At 40.4% G+C, this 23,091-nt stretch carries 18 protein-coding genes; all 18 read right to left on the minus strand.

From position 1 onward, the window contains the following. Positions 1–80: 80 nt before the first annotated feature. The 18 genes from MKZ16_RS25985 to ispG all read right to left on the minus strand — a co-directional run bounded on the left by MKZ16_RS25985 (position 81) and on the right by ispG (position 23,050). Entirely contained in the window at positions 81–989 is a 909-nt protein-coding gene (locus MKZ16_RS25985) for a glycosyltransferase (RefSeq protein ID WP_076105544.1), read from the minus strand. 44 nt (positions 990–1,033) lie between these two features. After that, a complete protein-coding gene (locus MKZ16_RS25990; protein WP_076105545.1) occupies positions 1,034–2,302 on the minus strand; it encodes an O-antigen polymerase in 1,269 nt (422 codons plus the stop codon). 107 nt (positions 2,303–2,409) lie between these two features. Then, on the minus strand, positions 2,410–3,279 hold the full coding sequence (locus MKZ16_RS25995; RefSeq protein WP_076105546.1) for a glycosyltransferase: 870 nt from the start codon (positions 3,277–3,279) through the stop codon (positions 2,410–2,412). Beyond that, positions 3,276–4,403, minus strand: coding sequence for a glycosyltransferase family 1 protein (locus tag MKZ16_RS26000; RefSeq protein WP_076105547.1), 1,128 nt, complete (start codon positions 4,401–4,403; stop codon positions 3,276–3,278). Before MKZ16_RS26000 ends, MKZ16_RS25995 begins: the two co-directional genes overlap by 4 nt. A 148-nt stretch (positions 4,404–4,551) precedes the next feature. Then, positions 4,552–5,652, minus strand: a complete 1,101-nt coding sequence (locus MKZ16_RS26005) for a glycosyltransferase family 4 protein (RefSeq protein ID WP_076105980.1) — start codon at positions 5,650–5,652, stop codon at positions 4,552–4,554. Beyond that, positions 5,649–6,311 (minus strand): sugar transferase, encoded by a 663-nt coding sequence (locus tag MKZ16_RS26010; RefSeq protein ID WP_076105983.1) that lies wholly within the window; start codon positions 6,309–6,311, stop codon positions 5,649–5,651. The genes MKZ16_RS26005 and MKZ16_RS26010 overlap by 4 nt, the downstream gene beginning before the upstream one ends. 92 nt (positions 6,312–6,403) lie before the next feature. Next, positions 6,404–7,429 (minus strand): copper amine oxidase N-terminal domain-containing protein, encoded by a 1,026-nt coding sequence (locus MKZ16_RS26015; RefSeq protein ID WP_076105985.1) that lies wholly within the window; start codon positions 7,427–7,429, stop codon positions 6,404–6,406. 2 nt (positions 7,430–7,431) lie between these two features. Then, positions 7,432–8,130: a hypothetical protein gene (locus MKZ16_RS26020; RefSeq protein WP_076105988.1), complete on the minus strand. Its 699-nt coding sequence runs from the start codon at positions 8,128–8,130 to the stop codon at positions 7,432–7,434. Positions 8,131–8,154: 24 nt separating this feature from the next. Beyond that, entirely contained in the window at positions 8,155–9,987 is a 1,833-nt protein-coding gene (locus MKZ16_RS26025; protein ID WP_076099441.1) for a nucleoside-diphosphate sugar epimerase/dehydratase, read from the minus strand. A gap of 41 nt (positions 9,988–10,028) precedes the next feature. Further along, entirely contained in the window at positions 10,029–10,715 is a 687-nt protein-coding gene (locus tag MKZ16_RS26030) for a CpsD/CapB family tyrosine-protein kinase (protein ID WP_036685074.1), read from the minus strand. Next, positions 10,696–11,475, minus strand: a complete 780-nt coding sequence (locus MKZ16_RS26035) for a Wzz/FepE/Etk N-terminal domain-containing protein (protein WP_036685072.1) — start codon at positions 11,473–11,475, stop codon at positions 10,696–10,698. Before MKZ16_RS26035 ends, MKZ16_RS26030 begins: the two co-directional genes overlap by 20 nt. Positions 11,476–11,594: 119 nt before the next feature. After that, positions 11,595–13,577, minus strand: a complete 1,983-nt coding sequence (locus MKZ16_RS26040) for an S-layer homology domain-containing protein (RefSeq protein WP_076105990.1) — start codon at positions 13,575–13,577, stop codon at positions 11,595–11,597. Positions 13,578–13,712: 135 nt separating this feature from the next. Continuing rightward, positions 13,713–14,495, minus strand: a complete 783-nt coding sequence (locus tag MKZ16_RS26045; protein ID WP_076105992.1) for a CpsB/CapC family capsule biosynthesis tyrosine phosphatase — start codon at positions 14,493–14,495, stop codon at positions 13,713–13,715. A gap of 104 nt (positions 14,496–14,599) precedes the next feature. Continuing rightward, the gene (gene yihA, locus MKZ16_RS26050; RefSeq protein WP_036685063.1) at positions 14,600–15,268 is read right to left on the minus strand and encodes a ribosome biogenesis GTP-binding protein YihA/YsxC; all 669 of its coding nucleotides are present in this window, start codon (positions 15,266–15,268) and stop codon (positions 14,600–14,602) included. A 12-nt stretch (positions 15,269–15,280) separates the two neighbouring features. Continuing rightward, entirely contained in the window at positions 15,281–17,644 is a 2,364-nt protein-coding gene (gene lon / locus MKZ16_RS26055) for an endopeptidase La (protein WP_076105994.1), read from the minus strand. Positions 17,645–17,878: 234 nt separating this feature from the next. Further along, positions 17,879–19,588 (minus strand): ATP-dependent protease LonB, encoded by a 1,710-nt coding sequence (gene lonB / locus MKZ16_RS26060; protein WP_038573063.1) that lies wholly within the window; start codon positions 19,586–19,588, stop codon positions 17,879–17,881. A 1,460-nt stretch (positions 19,589–21,048) separates the two neighbouring features. Further along, the gene (locus MKZ16_RS26065) at positions 21,049–21,720 is read right to left on the minus strand and encodes a BlaI/MecI/CopY family transcriptional regulator (protein WP_076105996.1); all 672 of its coding nucleotides are present in this window, start codon (positions 21,718–21,720) and stop codon (positions 21,049–21,051) included. A gap of 202 nt (positions 21,721–21,922) precedes the next feature. Beyond that, a complete protein-coding gene (gene ispG, locus MKZ16_RS26070) occupies positions 21,923–23,050 on the minus strand; it encodes a flavodoxin-dependent (E)-4-hydroxy-3-methylbut-2-enyl-diphosphate synthase (RefSeq protein ID WP_036685055.1) in 1,128 nt (375 codons plus the stop codon). Positions 23,051–23,091: the final 41 nt, after the last annotated feature.

Below are 23,091 nucleotides of genomic sequence, written 5' to 3' on the forward strand. Positions count from 1 at the left end.
GTTATAGTATACGAAAAATCTCTGATGAATTTTTTAACTCGATCATTCAATATAGTATCCTCAGCATTCTATTCTTTATTTTAAAATCTAGAAGAAATAATCAATAATTTTAAGTATAAAGTTCCCTTTACAGTATCTCTTTTAAGTTTTTTATTAAATAGCAATTTAATCTTCTTTGATAAAGAAGATTTATAAGTACTAACATCATTTAACATACCATAATCTTCAGCAGTTAATTGATCACCATAACCTTCTAATATTTCGCTTGCCAAGATAGAATGGAAATTCTTATTAATTTTCAACTGCTTTAATCTATAATTAAAAACTTCAAGTAAGGAACGTCTTCCACCGAAGATATTATTAGTATGTTGTCTATAAAGGATGTAAGAATTCGCATCATAAATAACCCTTCCTAAAAATAAAACTAGCAATGGTAGCCAGAAATCATGTGCATATTGTTGTTTAGGTTTATATTTAATAATTAAATTTCTAGTGTTGGAATTAAATACCGTAGTACATCCATGGGCAAATCCTTGTGCCAAAGCTTTAATCTTACTCGTAGGTATCATATTCTCCTTAATATTAAGTAAATTGATGTAATTCAAATTATTATCAACCAATATACAATTAGAACAATACACTACTGCTAGATCCTCTTCGATCTCACTGATTTTCCTAACCGCCTCTGATAATTTTTCCTCTTTCCATATATCATCTTGATCGGCAAAAGCATAGTAATCAAAATCCCCAGACATTTGTACTAGTGTAAAAAAACTAGACTTATATCCTACATTTCCATCAAAAACAACCTCTAAATTCGAATATTTCTGCTGATACTCAGATAGTATAAGCCTAGTATTATCATCTGAACCATCATCTCTCACCAAACAGTGTACAATAACTCCTTTTTGATTAAAGATACTATCTAATTGTTCTGATAAATACTTTTCTCCATTATACGACGATAACAAAACTTGAACCTTTTTCATAAAAATAACCCCAGTTTATATCAATATAGTTTAACAGATAATACTTAACTAGAGATACTATCATTCGATTGTTCGCTCTCAAACTTTCCAACAATTAAGAATCCTTTTCTAGTAAATAACCAAAACCAAAAAATAAGTTGTAACCATGTTGATAAAATTGTTAAGTACTGATCAGAAAAAAATTGATAAATTAATGGAAAGTAAAAAATAGAATGCAAAGCTATAAAAAAAGGAGATAATGTTGTTGAAACGACTGCTTTTTTATATAAAAAACCATGAGTTAAACCCAAAAGGGTAAGTATTACAAACGAATAAGTCAAACCATAATCAGCTGCATAATAATGTAAGACCGTAAAGACATTAGTTCTATCACCATAAACAATAACGAAATCCTGTACCGTACTTGAGACATCAAAGTTATACCCTATTACATTCAAGAACTCAATAAAGAATCTAAATGTATTCGTACCATATAAATAATAATTAAAAGTTTCCATCCATCGTACAAATGCTATCATAGAAGTTGTAAAATAAATTCTAAATTGCTTCATTACGAATTCAAAGGTATTACTTTGATCTTCATATACATATTTCATATAAGCAAAGGCGATAAAGGTAGTAAGTACTATAGACAATAATACAAATAAAATAACTAAAATCTTCTTGTTTCCATATTTTTTAATAATAATTGCACTAAAACACACTCCGAATAGAAGCATGAAAATAATCCCTCTACTGCCCCCTGTTACTGTGAAAAACAAGGCTATTATAAAAGATATCAAAAAGTAATTTTTATTTTTTTTCGTAGGATTATTAAAATATGCGATACTACAAACAATAGTCAGCGCGATAATTGCGTTTCTTGAATATGAAATTATTAAACCTTCTGTGAACATTCCAGTTGCTTTCCCAATACTTAAGGTTTGCCAAAAATTATAGGCGAAATTTCCAGAAATATAAAGAGTAACCTTCACAAGGAAAAACAAAAACAAAGCTATCTCTATAAGAATAATTATCTTCATATTAAATGAATTAAATCTGATTTTCCCTGGATTTTGCCCAGATATTGAACTTATTGTTCTTTTAGAATTCCTAACTATAAAGTAAAAGCCTATTGTAAAAAAGAGAAGTCCAATAACAAAAGAAGAATAATATATGCTACTTAAATCAACAGTTTCTTTTCTAAGTAGCAGTGCCATATACATAATGGTCCATATAGTTCCTATAATAAAAGGTGGAGCAAGGATATCTTTCGATTTTTGCCAAATGAAAAACAATATTATTATGCATCCTATTATACTAGCATATACCATTTAATAATCCCTCTCTGTCATCATGTCAAGAAATGACTGGACATGAAAGAGACAGCCTTTCTTAAAATGTACTTTAACAGTTTTTAAAATAATTACTTTCCATATACTCATTCTTTATATGTACCCATATTATTTAACCGAGCGTCTTTTAGTCCCTTTAGGCCCATTTTTATCTTTTTGAATTTCATATCTTCGTAGAGTAGTATTTTAATAATAAATTTATACAAATGCACATCAATAAACGAGTTATAATTATCCCATTTTTTCTCAAGATACTTTTGATTTCTAAACAAGTAATATGTCCTTACTGGTGAGGCAAATGATGGATAAATAGTCTTCCAAAAAAATTTTTTGGGTTTGGAATTTCCAAATCTTTGATATATAATCGCATTCCCTATTTGTATTATTTTTCCACCAAACTGATCAAATTTGATAGCTATATCAATATCGATATGCGCAATAAACAAGGACTCATCAAATCCCCCAGCTTTTTGATAATCTTTCAGACACATTAACGAACCTGAGGTCATTACCCAATTACGCTCAACAATCTCATCATTTTTTAAATGAGTGTATGCAATTTCATCCTGATTCGAACTCTCATCATAATAAACTGAAGATACATTTGGTGAAACAATTGAATAATGAACTGCTGATTTCTCAATAAAAGAGATCATTTTATTCACAGCAAACTTTTCAAACCTTGAATCCTGATCCATTGTTAATATGTAATCAAAACCATCCAACACTGCTTTTCGACACCCTAAGTTTAAAGCATAAGCCAGTCCCATATTTTCACCTAATGGAATATACTCTAGTTTTTCCCTTGTTCTTATTTCATTCAACAAAAGGTTATTTTCAACTTTTGAATTATCTATGATATATAATTTCGACACTGATTCAAGATAAGAATCAATATTTATTCTTACGTCATCGTCAGGATTAAATAACACAACAACTCCACAATACTTCTTCATGTATATACTTCCTTTATAAGCATTTTCGAATAAAATTTTTCTAAAAATTCACTTGATTCAGCAATATTATATCCGCTCTTTTTCACTTCGATATAAGCATCTAACCTGTTATTAATAATTTCACTATTTAATATTTCATTAGCCCATTCGGTAGCACTTAGTGATAATGATAATGATTTTATCAAATTTGTAACATGTGCTTCTGAAGGTACTGTATCCGAAACAATACAGGGAAGCCCGGCTGCTTGTGCCTCAATAACAACCATTCCTAATCCTTCGAAATGTGAAGGAAACACAAAAATATCCATAATCTGCATAAAATCATTCACATTAGATATGACACCAGTAAAAATAACTTTCTCCTGTATCTCTAGATCTAATATGCGTTGTTCCAAATCCCCCCGTAGTTCTCCATCTCCAATAAGCAACAATACCGCATTGCTTCTACTTTTTTGCAATTCAAAAAAAACTTCCAGTAAAAATTCATGATTCTTCTGTATGTTAAATCTCCCAACATGGCCTATCACATATTTATCGCTAAGGTCTAAACTTTTCCTCATATTGTTCCTCAGGTGATCATTGTACATATAAGAATCGCAATCAATAGAGTTTTCAATAATTCTATATTTCTTATTATTTATGACGTTTTTACCGAAGAGCCATTTACCAGCATCATCAGAACACGCAAACAGATAATCTGCAATATATCTAATCGGAATTTGCATCACGTTTTTAATCACAGCGGCTACTCCACTACCAGAAGAAGTATTGTGACTGTGTGCTATTGTTTTCAATTTATACTTTTTAGCAATATTTAAATATATAGCAGCAGTACTCCTCAAATGACCATGAATAATTTTATACTCAGAGTGTAATCGAAAGAATTTATGCCATACATTTTTATAAACTATATGATTCTTACCATTATAACGTGGAACCCTATAGATCTCTCCTCCTAATTTTTTGATTTCATCTTCATAATCACATTTTTCTGTAGTATGTATAATAAAATCAAATTGAATTTTCGAACGATCAATATTACGATATACATTCATAACCATCGTCTCTGCACCACCTCTGTTTAACCCTCCCAACACATGTAGTATTCTTATTTTTTCTTTCATTATATTACTCCTCATTAATAGATTAAATAAGATTCAATCAATTAGTATTAAAAAACAGAGATAAAATAATGGATATAACAAAATCATCCAATTGTGATTATCTAATTAAAATGTAAACAACATTTAAAATAGATGAAAAAATAAATTTTCACTCCAAAGTCTTAACCTTTTCTAATTCTTCTATATATGCTTCAATTACAAACCGTCTATCAAATTGTCTTTCCACCTTTTCTCGCCCAAGTTGCCCCATTTGATTCCTTTCATTATTTGATAATTGTATAAATTGCTCCAATTTAACAGATAAGTCACCACGACTACCTGTTTCAAATAGATAACCTGTAACACCATCAGTAATAACATCATTTGAACCATTAATGTTTGATGCGATACAGGCACGTCCCATTGCAGCTGATTCTAATAAAACATTAGGTATACCTTCTCCTCCATGTGACGGAAGAACAGTACAATGACATTTTTGAATCCATGTTTTAATATCCTTTTGAAAACCTATGTATTTAATAATCCCTTGATTGCTATATTCCTTAATAATTTTTTTATACTTATCCTCTTCTATAAATCCAGCAATATAAAAATTAACATTAGAATATCTCCCTTTTAAAATCTCTGCGCATGACAAATACTCTTCAATTCCTTTTAATTTCATTATTCTTCCGATGAAGATGAAATTGATCTCACTTCCACTAGGCATATCAGTAGCAGAATATTGCTCCAAATTCACGCCTGATCCCGGTAAAACTATATAGTTATCCCGTATCATTTTATGATCTATAAAGAAATCTTTATCTCCACTATTCTGAAAAAAGACCATCCATGAATTCTTCACAGAAATCTTATATAACAAAATTACTAATCTACTTACAAAACTTTCTTTTAGAAATGTTGCACCCGTTCCAGTTATATTATTAACTTGTATTCTTTTTGTTATATTTGAAGCAATTGAACCATATATATTAGGCTTAATCGTATATGAAAAAATAATATCAGGAATTATCCCCTTCATAATTTTGACATACTTACACAATAAATAAAAATCCTTAAATGGATTTATTCCTCTTCTGTCAACAGAAGTTTCAACTATCTTGCAACCCATATTAGAAAAATAAGAGTTTTCATCAGATTTAGGAATTGAAAGATATACTTCATGTCCATCCTCTATAAGTCTTTTTATCAATTCTTTTCTAAAGGAGTAAAGTGTAATGAAATGATTGGAAAGAAATAGAATTTTCATAATCTAAAAGTCTCCTCATGGTTTCTATCTCCGATAGATGAAAATCCTGTTTTCACTTTCATTAAATCTCTAGATCCTCCCTCTACTACCCCATCACTCTTCAGGACCTTAATTATTGTAAAAAAAAAGCATTTCACATCCAACCCCATAGTCATTTTATTAACATACTCCCCATCCAGACTCGCCTTCTTCTCAATAGGCAACTCATCTCTACCATTAATCTGAGCCCATCCAGTCAACCCAGGTTTAATATCATTAGCTCCATATTTATCACGTTCAGCAATCAAATCATATTGATTCCATAATGCAGGACGAGGTCCCACGATACTCATTTCACCTTTTAGGATATTGATAATCTGAGGCAATTCATCCAAGCTTGTTTTTCTTAGGAACTTACCTACTTTAGTAATGAAGAAATCAGGATCTTCCAGTAGATGCGTCGGCATGTCTTGTGGTGTATCCGTACGCATTGTTCTAAATTTTAGTATGTAGAATTCCGATTTATTTTTACCTAAACGTTTTTGTTTAAATAATATAGGGCCTTTGGAAGTTGTCTTAATTGCGATCGCAATGATTAAAAAGACTGGCCATAACACTAGCATCCCAATTAAAGCTAATAGAAAATCTATGGTTTGTTTCGTGTAAACATAAGGTCTCATAAGTTCACCTGATCCTTTTAGTTACTATTTCTCCATATATGTAGATCATCTCTATGCCAAATGAGCATAGAGATGATCTTCTTACTACTCTCTTAATTCGCCATCTTCTCAGCTATATCTTTACCCGCCTGAAGCTGTGCCTCAAATTCACTTTTATATTGACTAATAATCTCCGTGCTATAGCCGTTGCTGTTCAGTTTTTGTTCAGTGTCAGTAACTATACTATTGAAGCTAGCAGTAAATGAGGCCAGCTGTTGCAACCCTTTTTCTTTAATGCTTTTCTTACTCGCTTCATCTGTCGCTCCAAGATACTCAAACCCAATACTCATTAATGTCGATTGACTTTGATTTTTAAGCGCCGTAAGCTTAGCTTCTGTGTCACTAGTGATAGTTTCATATGAAACCTTTCCAGTTCCTGCAGAACCACCACCTGGTGCACCTGTTGTATCCGTTGGCGCTGGTGTCGCTACTGGAGATGGTTCCTTAACATTGTCATTGTTTGTCGATCCATTAGTGGCTTGTTCCTGATAAGCCTTGGAAGCTGCAGTAATGGTCTTCGTCTTCTGATCCCAGCTAATGTTATGACCTACAGATTCCGATAAAAAACGTAGAGGCACATATAAGGAACCATTCAGGATGAAGCTAGATTGACCTGTAGGCAAAGCCTTGGTTGCATCGTTAAATACATAACTTGCCTTAACTTGATTGAGGACAATATTCTTCGCTGCTGCTGAAGTACTATTCCCGTTCTTTGCATTCATTAGATATTCTTTAATCACAACTAGCTCTGAGCTGCTAGGCTCTGCTACGGTAACTTTAACATTCTTAGCATCCCAAGCTACACTCTTTTGTAAAGCATATGACATAAACCGTAATGGAACATAAGTTGTATTGTTGTACATGAATACATACTGGCCTGCGGGTGGCTGAATACTCACGCCGTCAAAAATCAAATTCACGTTCATACTTTGCACTTTAATCGTATTAGTTGCTGCCTTAGTCGTTGCACTTGGTACTGCCGCTGCTGATACTGATATAGGTGCGGATGCTGTTAAGGGTGCTAAACCAATTGAAGCAATTAATGATAAAGCTACGACTGATAGTATTGCTTTAGACATGCTTATTCACTTCCCTTTTCTTTCGCTTTTAATTGTTCTTCTTCAGCAATGATTTGGTCATGTGTTTTTCCTTGACTGACTCCGTACTTCTTAGCAATCTGAGAAAGCTCATTGTACTGCTCTGTGGATACTTTACCTAGGATGATACTGCGCGCCTCACGCTTCTCCTCAGTCGTTAAGCCACCCTTTGCCAAATCTTTAAGACGATTAATATCGGATACGCTAAGTTGACCAAGAACAATAGAAGCGACATCTGCTTTATCTTTAATCGTTACGTTTTCTTGAATTTGCTTAGCTTTATCTGTGGAGACCTGTGCTGTATAACCATCTGAATTCGCATTTTTTGAATCTGATGATGGAGCTTTGGTCGGTTCACTAGTAGTAGAAGCTGTTGTTTCTCCACTAGGTTTATCGTTATTTTCACTACTTTGATTACTACTTCCCTCATCATTTGCTGGTGGAGTAGTAGGCACCGCGGACTCTACAGGATCGACATTACTATCATCAACTGTATCAGTTGGCGCTGTTCCGTGATCTTGACCACCACCAACATTATCCTCAGACTCCAGATCAAAGCCATCTACCATTGAATTCATCAGCTTATCGACAGCATAATTTGCGGCGAACAAGCCGCCAACACCCAGCACTACAATAACTGACAGCGTCCATAAAAGGATCTTTTTCCATCGTTTGTTGAACACTTTATATCCCCCTTTATGAATTAGTTAACTAATAGCAACTTGAGCAACGGGCTGCATCGGCACAATCTGATTGATTATTTCGCGTATAACTTCTGGTTCCTCAGCGAGAACACGTTCCAAACGTTTAAACTCCAACTCTAACTGATTTAGACTTATTACATTAGGCCTACCAATGAAAATTCTTCCATGATCTGTAGAACCTAGATTTTCTTCATCTGTAAGCAACTCTTCATATAACTTCTCACCCTCACGAATACCGGAGAAATGAATATCAATGTCCTTATAGGGTTCATATCCAGAGAGCGTAATTAAGTCTTCCGCCAACGTTAGAATCTTAACCGGCTCTCCCATATCCAGAATGAACACTTCTCCGCCTTTGGCGAAAGAACCAGATTGGATGACAAGCTGAACAGCTTCTGGAATCGTCATGAAATAACGCACCATTTCTGGATGAGTGACAGTGACTGGACCTCCGGCAGCGATCTGCTGCTTAAAGGCTGGAATTACACTGCCGCGACTACCAAGAACATTCCCAAAACGCACAGCAGAGAACTTCGTTTGACTTGTAGTGTGCAGGCTCTGCACATACATTTCCGCAATCCGCTTAGTGGCACCCATCACACTGGTTGGGTTAACCGCCTTATCAGAAGAGATCATTACGAATCTCTCGGCACCATATTTATCTGCACAATCCGCAACATTTTTGGTGCCGAAAACATTATTTTTAATAGCTTCCGAAGGATTACGCTCCATTAAAGGAACGTGTTTATGTGCTGCTGCGTGAAAGACTACATGCGGTCTATGGCCACTGAATATGTCCATCATTCGACTGCGATCCTGCACATCTGCTATCACGGTTACAATGTTCAACTCCGGAAAACTCTTACGAAGTTCCATTTCAATCGTGTAAATACTGTTCTCACCGTGTCCAAGTAACATTAGCTTGTCCGGACCAAAAGGAGCAATCTGCCGGCATAACTCTGAACCAATAGAGCCCCCAGCCCCCGTAACTAACACCGTCTTATGATGTACATAACCTAAAATACTGTTCAAATCAGCTACGATCGGTTCACGACCTAATAAATCTTCTACGCTAACATCGCGAAGTTTCTTAACTGATATTTTTCCAGCGATCAGATCATTAAGAGCCGGTATAATCTTCAGCTTTGCTCCAGTCTTTTTGGCAAGATTAATAATTTCAGAAATCTCAGTACGTGAAACAGAGGGCATGGCGATGATAATCTCATGAATTTCTCTTTCTTTCACAATCGCTGGGATTGCATAACGATTTCCAATTACAGGAACACCCATAATGTACATATGGTATTTATTCGCATTATCATCAATGAAACCGACTAATTTGGTATGCGCAAAAGAGGGTCCCATCATTTCCCGAGCAATTAATATCCCACAATCACCAGCACCTACAATTAGTGTATGGGTCTTAGTGTCTTTGTAATTGATTCGGTCATTATGAAGTACTCTCCACAAAAATCGGACTCCACCTACTAATAAAAGAATAGTCTCCATGGACCGAACTTCTATGGCAAGAGGTACTCTATCCGGCAAAATTAGATATGCCAGTGCAAATGAAAATAAAGACCCTACTACAATAGCTTTAGAAACCGATATAATTTCACCGATACTGGCATATTGCCACATTCTTCGGTAAAGACCGAAGTATATCAGGCTTCCACCAAATGCAAATGTTGCAATCAAACCAAATTGCAGCATCTGTACAACGTATTCCTGAAGAGCATGGTTAGGGTACCGAAACAAATAAGATGTCACAATACTGAACCAAATGATCGCAAGATCAATGAAGAATAAAAGAATCACTCTAGATTTCGCTGTCATTTTCAGTGCCTCCAAAAATAACATTTTCAATTATGAATAAATCAATTTCCATAGTAGTAGTAATAGTACCCTTCACTAGCTTTACGTTTTACATTATTGAGAACAACGCCAAGCATTTTTGCACCCACGCGATCCAGATTAGCTTTAGCTTTTACTGCGATATCGCGTTTTACCTTACCATAACTTACAACCATAATAACGCCATCACTCTTCGAGGCCACAATTTGTGCATCCGTAACCGCTAATAATGGTGGAGTATCAATAAGAATGACATCATACCGCTGACGCAAGTCCTGTAAAAGAGTGCTCATCCGATTAGATGCCATCATTTCCGCCGGGTTGGGCGGGATTGGTCCAGAGGTCATGATTGAAAGATTATTAACACCGGAGTCTTGGACAGTGTCCTCAAGAACTGCCTGTTGCGACAGTAGGGAGGATAAACCAAAACGGTTGCTTAGTGTAAAAGTCTTATGTGCCGTCGGCTTCCGCAAATCGGCGTCAATCAACAATACTCTTTTATCTGCTTGTGCGTAAGCTGCCGCCAGGTTAGCAGATACCGTAGATTTACCTTCTTCCGGTCCGGATGAAGTGACCATAATCACTTGAATAGTCTGATCTACAGAAGAAAAATCAATATTCGTGCGCAATGCGCGAAACGCTTCAGAGACAGGAGAGCGTGGGTTCGTAACGGTGATCAGATGGCGTTGTTTATTTGGAAGCTGTGACATGTTCGAGGTCCCCCGCCTTTCTGGATGATTGTTTCTGTGTTTGTGCGGCACCTTGCTTGCTTTCATCTTGACCCAATCTTGTAATCATAGCTATGGTAGGCAAACCAAGATACTTCTCAATGTCAGCTTCTGTCTTCAGGGTGTCATCCATATATTCCAACAGGAAGGCAATCCCTAACCCAATCATCAAAGAGACGATAAAAGCAATAGCCATGTTCAGTAAAACATTTGGTTCTACCGGCCGTGGCTCAACAGTTGGATTCACTTTAGCTTCATTCAGAATCGATACATTTTCCACATTAAATAGACTTGGAATTTCTTCCTTGAACACAAGTGAAATGGCATTCACGATTTCAGCAGCCCGCTGATAAGAATTATCTCGAACGACAAGTGTCATCACCTGCGTATTATTTACGGAACTCACATTAACCTTTTTTAATAGCTCTTCCGCAGTGATATTGAATTGCGGATAATCCTTTGTAACAATATCAAGGATGGCCGGAGTCTTAATAATTTCCTTATACGTATTAATTAATTGAATATTGGTATTAATCTGGTTTAAATCAAGCTGCCCCACCGCTGACTGCGTTGGTGTTTGGTTAACGATAATCTTCGTGGATGCCTCATATACCGGGTTTTTAATATACAGACTATATACACCAGCAATACCGCACACCAATACAACTATGCTGAAAATGAGCCATAGTCTCTTCCTGACGATCTGAAAATAATCGCGAAGATCCAATTCTTGTGATGACAAGTGAAATTACCCCCAAGCTATTTCTGAAATATTTCGATGCCTGTTCAAATCTTCCCTATTTGCAAAAAAATCGCCTCCTCTCACCTACATGAGAGGAGGCTGTATACTATAAGTTTTATTTACTTGAAGTTAATAGTACGGTAGATAATTACTGCTGCTTCAGCACGGGTAGCTGTATCGTTCGGGTTGAACTTGCCAGCATTTCCGATAACCAGGTTGTGGCTTGCTGCAAACGCTACGCCATCTCTTAGGGATGCGCTGATCTTAGCAGCATCAGAGAATTTGCTGATTGCAGTAGAATCGGTTTTTGCATCAGGATTGATAGATTTCAACGCACGGGAGATCATTGTTGCCATTTCTGCACGTGTAATAGTTGCATTAGGATCAAATTTGGCCGCACTGCGTCCAGTAATAATCCCTTTTTCTGCTGCAACTGCTACATATGGTGCATACCAAGCAGTTGAACTTACATCGCTAAAGCTTTGTACAGCAGAGTTGTTTTCCAGGTTAAGCGCACGAATCAACATTTTGGAGAACTCAGCACGAGTTACGTTGTTCTTCGGTGCAAATTTACCTGCTCCGACTCCTTCAATCGCACCTTTAGCAGCTACGACTTGAATTTGTCTACCAGCCCATGCTTGTACAGCAGCAATATCATTAAAGGAGACTTTATTCTCAAGTACTGCATAAGAAGAGAATGTATCACGTGGTTCTACGATGAAATCTCCATCAAGAACTCCACCTTGGAATTGCAGGTCGCCGTATACAAGTTTACCAACGGAAAGCAATTCTTTATCAAGACCATCAGTATTCTTAAGTGGCAATTTGATAGTAATTGGTTGTTTAAATGTGCTTTGTGCTACACCGTTCACACTAAGTGTGAATTCATACACATCCGAAGCCAATTTCAGCTTGGTAACGGAAGTTACAACTTCTGGTTTAGCAGTAGTTACTGTCAATGAAATCGCTGTGCTGAATTGGCTTACAGGAATCGTTACAGTTACACCGTTGAAAGTAACGGCGATATTCGCAATACCTTTAGCTTTTGCAGCTTCAATAATGGCTTGGGAAAGTGGAACTTCAACTGTAGTAGCGTTTACTGTTCCCAGATTCAGGGTCAAAGTAAGACCAGTTTTACCAGGGTTCGCTGCAACCAGCTTATCAAATTCTTTAATTACATCAGCATCAACCAATTTCAAGGTTGCTTTACCGTCAACAATGCTTACGAGCTTAGATACGTCGTAGATTCCTGGAGTTTGAACAGGAGCTACAGGCGTTGTAACACTTCCATTCCCACTTCCACTGCCACCGCTACCAGGACCGACTTCGCCGCCAGTACTAAATCCATAAGCTTTAACGTAAGCAACAGCAAGTGATTTTGCCGCAGGTTTTGCGGATTTAATATTATTGTTCAGGTTTTTCAATGTTTGCTTAACATCATTAGCAGTAACTCCAAGCTTGTTCAAAGCCTGACTTACTGTAAGAGCTCCTGCACCTGTAGTGTGGTTCATCACTTTCGCAATGGCTTCATCCAACAAAGTCTCGTAACCAGATTCAGATGTAAGAATTGCCAACAAATCTGCTGATGACTTGTTACCTACCAGATCACGAAGTTCTGTTTCAATACTGCTCAAGAATTCAGCAACACTATCAACAGTAAGTCCAGACACACCCGCTTTAGCTGCAATTTTGCTTACCAAAGCAATGTTTTTGTCATCGTTACGGATCACTTGGATTCCTGAGTAGTCATTTTCATAGACATCGTAGACTACACTAGTAACGCTTTGGAACAATTTAAGTGATGTTTTTGTTTCTTCTCCATCCAGTGAAAGCTTGTTCAGTACTGGAGCAAAAATTTCTGTAAATTCTTTCTCACTCAGTGCTGCAACCTCAGTCTTCAAATTGTAGAGATAAACTGCATCAGTTGCGGTCAATTGTTTGTAAACAGCAAGAACCTTATCCTTAACTGCTGCACTACTACTAACTGTAGCCGCAGATGCTGTGCCTACTGCTCCAAGGCTTCCCAACGGAAGACCCGCTACGGATGCTGCTACCATACTTGCTGCTAATGTTGATACTACTAGTTTCTTTTTCAAAGTCACTAAATATCCACCTCTTCTTATGTATTAAAATACTGTACTACCATAGACCTAGAACAATTCGCCCAAATGCTACGCTATTACGTATAGCACTAAATCACCCAATAAAACCCATTCTACCACTATTAGGTAGATTAGTCAGCCCTTTCGGAAAAAAAATCCAAACAATTTTTGTCGGTTTCCCCTTGTTTGTACGTGTTTTCCATGAATAACCTCGCCATTGGTCATAATTTGCTGAGCATTGCCGCGAACATAGTCACGCATCTCAGGGCCTAATTCTTTCTCCATAACCACATAAGCAGCGTTTAATCCAAAAGGACGATGAACACTGTCATGTGCATCAGAGGCCAACACATGTACTGCATTTCTACGGCATAGCTCCAGCGACAATTTCTGTAGCTTATTCCCGAAAACGCCTGCAAGACTCTGTGCGGTTACCTGCCCAAGTGATCCTAGCTCTATCAGTCTCTCTAGTTTAGAAGGATCAGCGGCTATTTCAGCATTGCGCTCCGGATGGGCGATGACCGGAACGAACCCTTGAATGATCAGCTCGTGGCAGATTTCTTCCATGTTACGTGGTACTCGTGAAGAAGGCATTTCCAGTAAAATATACCGCGAATCTGCAAGACTCAGCAGTTCCCCCCGCTCCAGATCATTCAGAAGCTCCCCGTAGATACGGACCTCTTGACCTGGAAGAACAAGCAGTGGATTACCAGCCTGACGAAGTCTCTCATTCATCAACTCCACAGCTTCTTTAATCTTGGGGGCGTTATTCATATATTGACCGTTGGCATGATGTGGCGTGGCGATGACTGAAGTAATCCCTTCTCTGTGGGCGTCTTGCGCCATGGCAAGAGCAGCTTCCCAATCAGAGGCTCCGTCATCCAAAAAGGGTAAGATGTGGCAGTGAATATCTATCATATGTTATCTATCGGTCCTTTTCCATAGAAATTTTAGTTTTATCAACAAAAAAATACAACCATTCCCACCAGGAATGGTTGCTTGATTGTAAATGAGTTCATATCTTACGCTTCGGTTGACTCCTCTTGCTGAGATTCATTTGCTATCATTTCAGCATCCTCTGAATCCGGAGATTCATTCTCAGAAGGGCGAATATACCCATCAATTAAGCCCCAAAGCTCGTCTTTGCCGAGACCAATTTCCGAGGAGAATGGAATAAAATTATCCCCTGGCAGCACGCCCAGCTCCTGCTTCATGGTCTTGATATGCTTTTGCCAACGTGTCTTAGGAATTTTATCCGCTTTGGTCGCTACAACACACATAGGAAGATCATAATGCTTCAACCAGTCGAACATCATCTTATCATTGCTGGTAGGCGAATGCCGCAGGTCCACAATAAGCAGAACAAGCTTCAACGTATCGCGCTCAGAGAGATATTTTTCAACCATTTTACCCCATACCGCGCGTTGCGTCTTGGAAACCTTGGCATACCCGTAACCTGGAAAGTCAACAAAATACATGCTGTCTTCATTGATACGGTAATAGTTCATGTGTTGTGTCTTACCAGGCGTGGAGCTTGTCCGAGCCAGATTCTTACGGTTAATCATTCGGTTAATGAGGGAAGACTTCCCCACATTGGAACGCCCTGCCAGAGCAACCTCTGGCAAGGAATCATCAGGGTACTGATCAGGGCCTACGGCACTGATAATAAATTCGGCAATATTAACTTTCATAGGACTTCCTTTCTAATGCACACTACTCGGTGGCTCACTGCTAATTTCATTATGATGCTCAACTAACGCATGATGCAAGACCTGATCCATATTAGATACCGGTACGAACTCAACATCATTACGTACGCTCTCAGGAATATCTTTCAAATCCCGTTCATTGTCTTTGGGAAGAAGGATCTTTTTATATCCAGCTCGGTGAGCGGCAAGAGATTTCTCTTTCAATCCACCAATTGGCAATACACGTCCCCGCAAGGTGATTTCACCCGTCATCGCCACATCCTTGGAAACATACCTTTTCGTGAGTGCGGAGATCAATGCGGTTGCAATCGTAATCCCTGCTGACGGACCATCTTTCGGAATTGCACCTTCCGGAATATGGATATGAATATCAATCTTCTCATAAAAATCGGGCTGGAGCCCCAGCTCCTCCGCCTTCGAACGAGTATAGCTGAATGCGGCCTGTGCTGACTCCTTCATTACATCGCCCAGCTGTCCGGTGAGGGTTAGTTTACCTGTTCCCTGCACAACCGTAACTTCGATCAGCAGTGTATCCCCACCGACCTCAGTCCAAGCCAACCCAGTGACGGTACCAATCTGATCTTCAAGCTCGGCCATACCGTAACGATATTTGGAAGCCCCAAGATAATCCTTGATGTCGTCAGGAAGAATGATCACTTTCTCTTTTTCCTCAGACACGATTTGTTTCGCAGCTTTGCGGCATAATGCTGCAATCTGCTGCTCCAAATTACGCACACCGGATTCACGGGTATATTCGCGGACAATGCGTAATAAGCTATCGTCTTCGATAATCAGTTGATCTTCTGCAAGACCGTGGTTTTTCTTCTGCTTAGGCAATAGATAACGGCTGCCGATTTGCAGTTTCTCCAGTTCCGTATAACCTGGAATGAACAGCATTTCCATCCGATCCAGCAAAGGACGCGGAATATTATGCACTACGTTCGCTGTTGTTACAAACATTACGTTCGACAAGTCGAACGGCAGTTCTACAAAATGATCACTAAACGTGTTGTTTTGTTCTGGATCCAGTACCTCAAGCAGCGCTGAAGATGGATCTCCACGGAAATCCGCAGCCATCTTATCGATTTCATCCAATAGGATAACCGGATTAATCGTACCCGCCGTCTTCATGCCTTGGATAATCCGGCCCGGCATCGCACCTACATAAGTCCGGCGATGACCTCGAATCTCCGCCTCATCACGTACACCACCTAACGAGATACGGACGAACTTGCGGTTCAGCGAGCGGGCGATGGAACGAGCCAGTGAGGTTTTCCCCACCCCTGGAGGACCTACAAGACATAAAATCGGACCCTTAAGCTTCTTAACCAGCTGCTGAACGGCCAAGTATTCCAATACCCGTTCCTTCGGTTTTTCCAAACCGTAGTGATCCTCATCAAGTACCTGCTCGGCCTTTTTGATGTCAAGATCATCCTCTGTCTGTTCACTCCAAGGAAGACTGAGCAGCCAATCCACATAGTTGCGAATGACGCCACCTTCCGCAGAGCTGACTGGCATTTTTTCCAGCCGATCGATTTCTTTCTCCATCTTTTCTTTCACACGTTCTGGAACATTTTTCTCTTCCATTAGCGTCCGCAGCTCTTCCGCTTCTCCTACCCGGCCTTCCTTCTCGCCGAGCTCTTTCTGGATCGCTTTCATTTGCTCACGCAAATAATATTCCTTCTGCGTCTTTTCCATTTGTTTTTTGACACGTTGATTGATCTTACGTTCAAGCTCCAGCACTTCACGCTCGTTATTCAGAATATCAAGAAGCTTCTCCAGCCGTTTACTAACATCAATCGTCTCAAGAATTTCTTGCTTATCCTTAATTTTTAGCGATAAATGACTCGTAATGACATCCGCAAGTCGACCAGGCTCTTCTATATCGGATACAGCAGCGAGGGTCTCTGGGGTCACTTTTTTGGATAACGTAATATAGTGTTCGAACTGATTGAGTACTGTACGCATCAGCGCGTCACATTCTTGATCGCTATCTACATCTTCCGGCAGCTCACGCGCCATAACCTCATAGTACTCATCATTATCGATATAATTAATAATTTCGGCCCGTTCTACACCTTCAACCAGTACACGTATCGTACCGTTTGGAAGCTTCAGCATTTGCCGCACAATGGCGACAGTACCGACCCGAAAAATATCGTCCTGACCTGGCTCTTCAATATTCACTTCCGACTGGGAACAAAGAAGAATCAAATTATCTTCAACCATAGCTTTCTCTAACGCCCGAACTGACTTCTCACGGCCCACATCCAAGTGAAGAACCATGCTTGGGTACACAAGAAGCCCTCTTAGCGGCAATAAAGGAAAACGACGACCTTTTGTTTTATTTGTCATCATCGCTTTCGCACCTCCCATGGCTCTCAATTAATCTCATATGCATTCATTCTAACAAAAGCAGCCCCAAAACACCAACAGAGTCCTTAGATTTCAAGAAGAACCGACTTGCTTTTCCTTAAATAGAGACAACGTTTCTTGTAGCATTTAAAAAGGAAGCAGCAGAATTGCCTGCAGCCTCCTTTATTTTACAGCGACAAATCTCACCTTATTCTTCGAATTAGGGATCAATTTAGTTTAACCCTTTGCAGATTCACCAGCGGCATCGGCCTTTAGGAGTGAAGGTGCTGCGGAGAACAGCTCTCCAGCAACTGCAGGCAGCCTTACATCTGCTGTATCGGCACCGAACAGGTGACGGAACACCTCTTCTACTGTTTCCATTGGAATAACGCGTAATGGCGCGAGGTCAGCGAAGAGAGACTGCCAGTTTTCTTTTGGAATAAGCACTGTAGTGGCTCCAGCTTGAAAAGCAGCTTCTACTTTGGCAATTACACCACCCACTGGCTTAACTCGACCATGGATGCCTATCTCGCCTGTGATCGCTACCGTGTTATCCACGGGAAGTCCACGAATAGCAGAGACGATTGCTACTGCCATCGCCACCCCTGCCGAAGGTCCGTCAATCGGAGTACCACCTGGGAAATTCACATGTAGATCATAACGATCGGGCTCCAGATTCATCGTACGTAGTACAGTCAATACATTCTCAACCGAACCCTTTGCCATACTTTTTCGCCGAATCGTGCGGGAGCCTCCACCGATCTCTTCTTCATCCACCACACCTGTCACGTTCAATCTGCCCTGGCCGTTCACAGCAGGCGCTGCGGAAACTTCGATTTCGAGCAGAGTACCCATCCCTGGCCCATACACGGCAAGACCATTGACTAATCCAATCTGCGGTGCCGAAGGAATCTTGCGTTCCGTACGCAGCGGAAGCTGGCTGCTGCCCGCTACCCATTCCACATCAGCAGCATTTAGTGTATCTCTCTGTTCAGTTAAAGCTAAACCGGCAGCCAGTTGAATCATATTAACTGCTTCCCGGCCGTTGGTTGCATATTGCTGCACCACAGTGACAGCTTCCGGACTTGGTTTAAGCCCGATTTTCTGTATCGCGTCACGCGCGATGACGGCAATCTCATCCGGCAGCAGCGGGCGGAAATAAATCTCCATGCAGCGCGAACGCAATGCAGGTGAAATCTCATCCGGAGAACGCGTAGTAGCGCCAACTAGCCGGAAATCAGCAGGCAATCCATTTTGAAAAATATCATGAATATAAGCCGGAGTATTATTATCCTCCGAATTATAATAAGCGCTCTCTAGCAGTACCTTCCGGTCCTCAAGCACTTTAAGCAGCTTATTCATCTGAATGGGGTGAAGCTCTCCTATCTCATCCAGAAAAAGAATCCCGCCATGCGCCTTAGTCACCGCTCCCGGTTTCGGCTGTGGCACGCCCGCCACCCCCATGGCTCCTGCACCCTGATAAATAGGATCATGCACGGATCCGATCAACGGGTCAGCAATACCACGCTCATCAAAACGAGCGGTAGTGGCATCAATCTCTGTGAATTTGGCGTCACTTTTAAAAGGAGAAAGCACATTCTTTTTCGCCTCTTCCATGACAACACGCGCTGCCGCAGTCTTGCCGACTCCCGGCGGACCATAAATAATCACATGCTGCGGATTAGCGCTGCAAAGTGCGGCTTTCAGGGCGCGCAGCCCATCTTTTTGCCCGACAATATCTCCAATAGAAGCCGGACGTGTTTTCTCCGACAATGGTTTAGTTAATGTAATCATCCGCATTTTCCGTAACTTGTCCAGTTCCTTGCGCGACTCTCGTTCCACCGCTGTCTTATTTGTCTTCTGACCCCGCAGCAGATTCCAAAAGTATACGCCGATAACCAGCGCGAAAAAGAGCTGCACGATCATCACAACTATACTTAATTCCATAGGTCATCCTCCTGTTTCGTTCAGTCTACCTTTCCACCCTTGGCTACTATTAGGTAGTATAGCCGTTTCGGTAATTAGTAAACGCGAATTTGAGGATTTGTTGAATTGTTGCAGTAGGATAGACTCTGATAATTAACTATAAGGGCATTAATGAGTGTGGGGAGTGCAAATGTAGCTTATGTAAATTTTAAAAAGGAGATTGTTGAGGTGGTTAGAGCTGAGGTTGAAGAGGACGGAATGAGGAGGAATGAAGAGGAATGAAGAGGAATGAAGAGGAATGAAGAGGAATGAAGAGGAATGAAGGTTGAATGATGGAGAGCTTAATGGGAATGGAATTGAGGAACTGTGGTGATATATCGAGCCGTTGAACTTAGTAACTGAGGATCGTGATCTATGCTATGTCGGGTGAGGAACCTAATTCTGCGACTTTACGGCTAAGGGTGAGGAAGTTGGGAGTTTCCTGTGGATGTTAGTTAGTTGAGTTCGTTGAGGTACTTTTAGAAGCTGAGTTACTCTAGAAACTGAGTCAACTGGGACGGTGAGCTACTTCTAGAGGTTGAGTCAGCTGGGAATGGTGAGCTACTTCTAGAGGCTAAGTCAGCTGGGCACGGTGAGCTACTTCTAGAGGCTAAGTCAGCTGGGCACGGTGAGCTACTTCTAGAGGCTAAGTCAGCTGGGCACGGTGAGTTACTTCTAGAGGCTAAGTCAGCTGGGCACGGTGAGTTACTTCTAGAGGCTGAGTTAGTTAAGTTCGGGGGACTGCCTTTAAGACGCAGAGTTAACTTAGTTTGCTGAACGTATGAGTTTGTATCTTCTATGTTCGTAGAAACAACCTATTTAGTACAAAATCTAAGTATCATTGGTACCCAGCCAAATAATTAGGGAAATACTCCCTATTTATCAGTAATTCACGACCTTTCAACTGCTAATTAGGGAAATCCTCCCTGATTATCGGTCAAATCACACATAAATGAGGGAAATGCTCCTTTTATTAGGGAGTTTTTCCCTAAAAAGCATGATTTCGAGCCATAATCGGCTTATTTCAGGGAGAATTTCCCTAATTGTTGCGTTTTACTTCATAACGGACTTCACATCAAGCTCCTTCACATACCTTCTTTTCAAATCCCCACCTTCAGCAAAAGTCATGGCCAACATTGTTACGCCTATATGATCAGCTCCATCAAACCACTTCAGCTACACCTGCTCCATCAGCCACTTTTACTACTTTATCCATTTCAACATTAGCTACGTCATCTACACCAGTTACATCAGCTACAATAGCACCAACAACTCCATAAGTTCCACCAGATACATCAATTACATAGGCTAAACTGTTACATTAATTACTCCTACATAAACTACTTCAATAATATAGCCTCCATCAACCATCAACCATCAACCATCAACCATCAACCATCAACCATCAACCATCAACCATCAACCATCAACCTTTACAATTATCAATCCCAGTAATAAAGAACATCACGAGCCAGCTTATACTCAACATTTTTGACGCCTATTCCCCTTCTTATAGGGGTTAGCCAGCCTTTTTCACAGAGATTCTTTAGCATCATGCGTACTGTTTTGGGATCTAGCGTGAAATAATCAGCGACTTCTTTAGGGCGTATCACCCCAGCTTGACGCACCACTAAACGCATGATTTCCTTCTCAGCGATTAGCAGTCTGTCACGTGGCGCATCTAAAATTTGGTAGCGGCTTAACGCCAAACGCAGCAGTGTAACACATAACTCAGGGCGCTGTTCAACATCATCATAGGCAAATGAAATTACTTGATAACCCATTCCGTACAGAAAAGTTTCACGATTTAGCTCATTACAATACTTCAGCCTATCCATGTCTCTTACATGAGCTGCATACCCTTTAATCTCGAACAAGAGCTTGATCGGCCCCGGCAAAAAAGCAAAATCAGCAAAATAAGCTCGTCTCTGTAAATCCAGCACCTCATACTCCGGATGAAGATCATTGAAGTCACCACAAAGCGGCCACCAGACGTTCTGCAAAAATAATTTTTCTGCGTGGCCATGACCTCTCTCTAGCCTCCCCCGCCGTTCGCCCGTTCTGCTTGCAAGATGCTGCGCAATAAATTTTTCATGGGCTTGATCATAGTTCATGTTTACTCATCCCTTCCTCCAAAATGGAAATAAACGCAAAAAAAAACGCCCCATGGACCCCAGATTTACCGGAGCTGCACAGGGCGTTCTTCGCCACTTAGATCACCACTTACCTAACGTCACCCAAAATTACTATACGATGCTAAGAAGTGTTTATAATATTATGAGATTGAAAATTCTTATAAATACCATTCAGACCAAGTTACTTCGACTGCACCGGAGGTGCAAGGTTAGCGTGGGCGCGGCCTGGGATTTCGCCCGTTGCCTCGTAAGCCACCACGATCGCATCAATTTCCTTTTTCAGCTCGTTCACGAGTTCAGCTTCAGGCACTTTACGGATCATTTGTCCGTAACGGAAAAGCAAACCTTCCCCACGAGCGCCAGCAATACCGATATCTGCTTCACGTGCCTCACCAGGACCATTAACAGCACAGCCAAGGACAGAAACTTTAATAGGCACCTTAAGCTTCGAAATATATTCTTCCACCTCATTAGCGATGGAGAAAAGATCGATATCCAGTCGTCCGCAAGTCGGACAAGAGATCAGCGTCGCCGCGTTAGAGATCAGACCAAACGTCTTCAGCAGCTCACGCGCCACCTTAACCTCTTCAACCGGATCGGCACTAAGCGAGATACGCAGGGTGCTGCCGATGCCCATAGAGAGCAGTGCACCGATACCAGCGGAGCTTTTCACTGTACCCGCAAACAATGTGCCGGATTCTGTAATCCCCAAGTGTAGCGGATAAGGAATGACTTCCGCAGCCTGACGATAAGCTTCGATGGCCATTGGCACATCTGATGCTTTTAGAGAGACGATAATGTCGTGGAAATCCAGTTCCTCCAGAATACCAATATGGTATAACGCACTTTCTACCATGGCTTCTGGGGTTGGGTATCCGTATTTCTCCAAAAGGTGATTCTCCAAAGAACCGGCGTTTACACCAATCCGAATCGGAATTCCTTTTTCTTTACATGCTTTAACTACCGCTTCTACCTTTTCGCGGCGACCAATGTTCCCCGGATTAATCCGTACCTTATCGATGCCGTTCTCAATAGCCATCAACGCTAGCTTATAGTTGAAATGAATATCCGCTACGAGTGGGATATGAATCTGTTTCTTGATCTCCTTGATTGCGGCAGCCGCCTCTTCATTGTTGACAGTTACGCGTACCAGCTGGCAGCCTGCTTCCTCAAGCCGCAATATTTCAGCTACAGTAGCCTCCACATCAGCGGTTTTGGTTGTACACATGCTTTGAATCGCAACCTCGTTGTTTCCCCCAATAATGAGCCCGCCAACATTGACAGGACGGGTTTGGTGTCTCAAGAACATGATTTTTCTCCCCCATAACGCCAAAGCTCCACCCCTTCGCT

Source organism: Paenibacillus sp. FSL R5-0928, from assembly GCF_037970385.1.
GTDB lineage: Bacteria > Bacillota > Bacilli > Paenibacillales > Paenibacillaceae > Paenibacillus_AQ > Paenibacillus_AQ odorifer.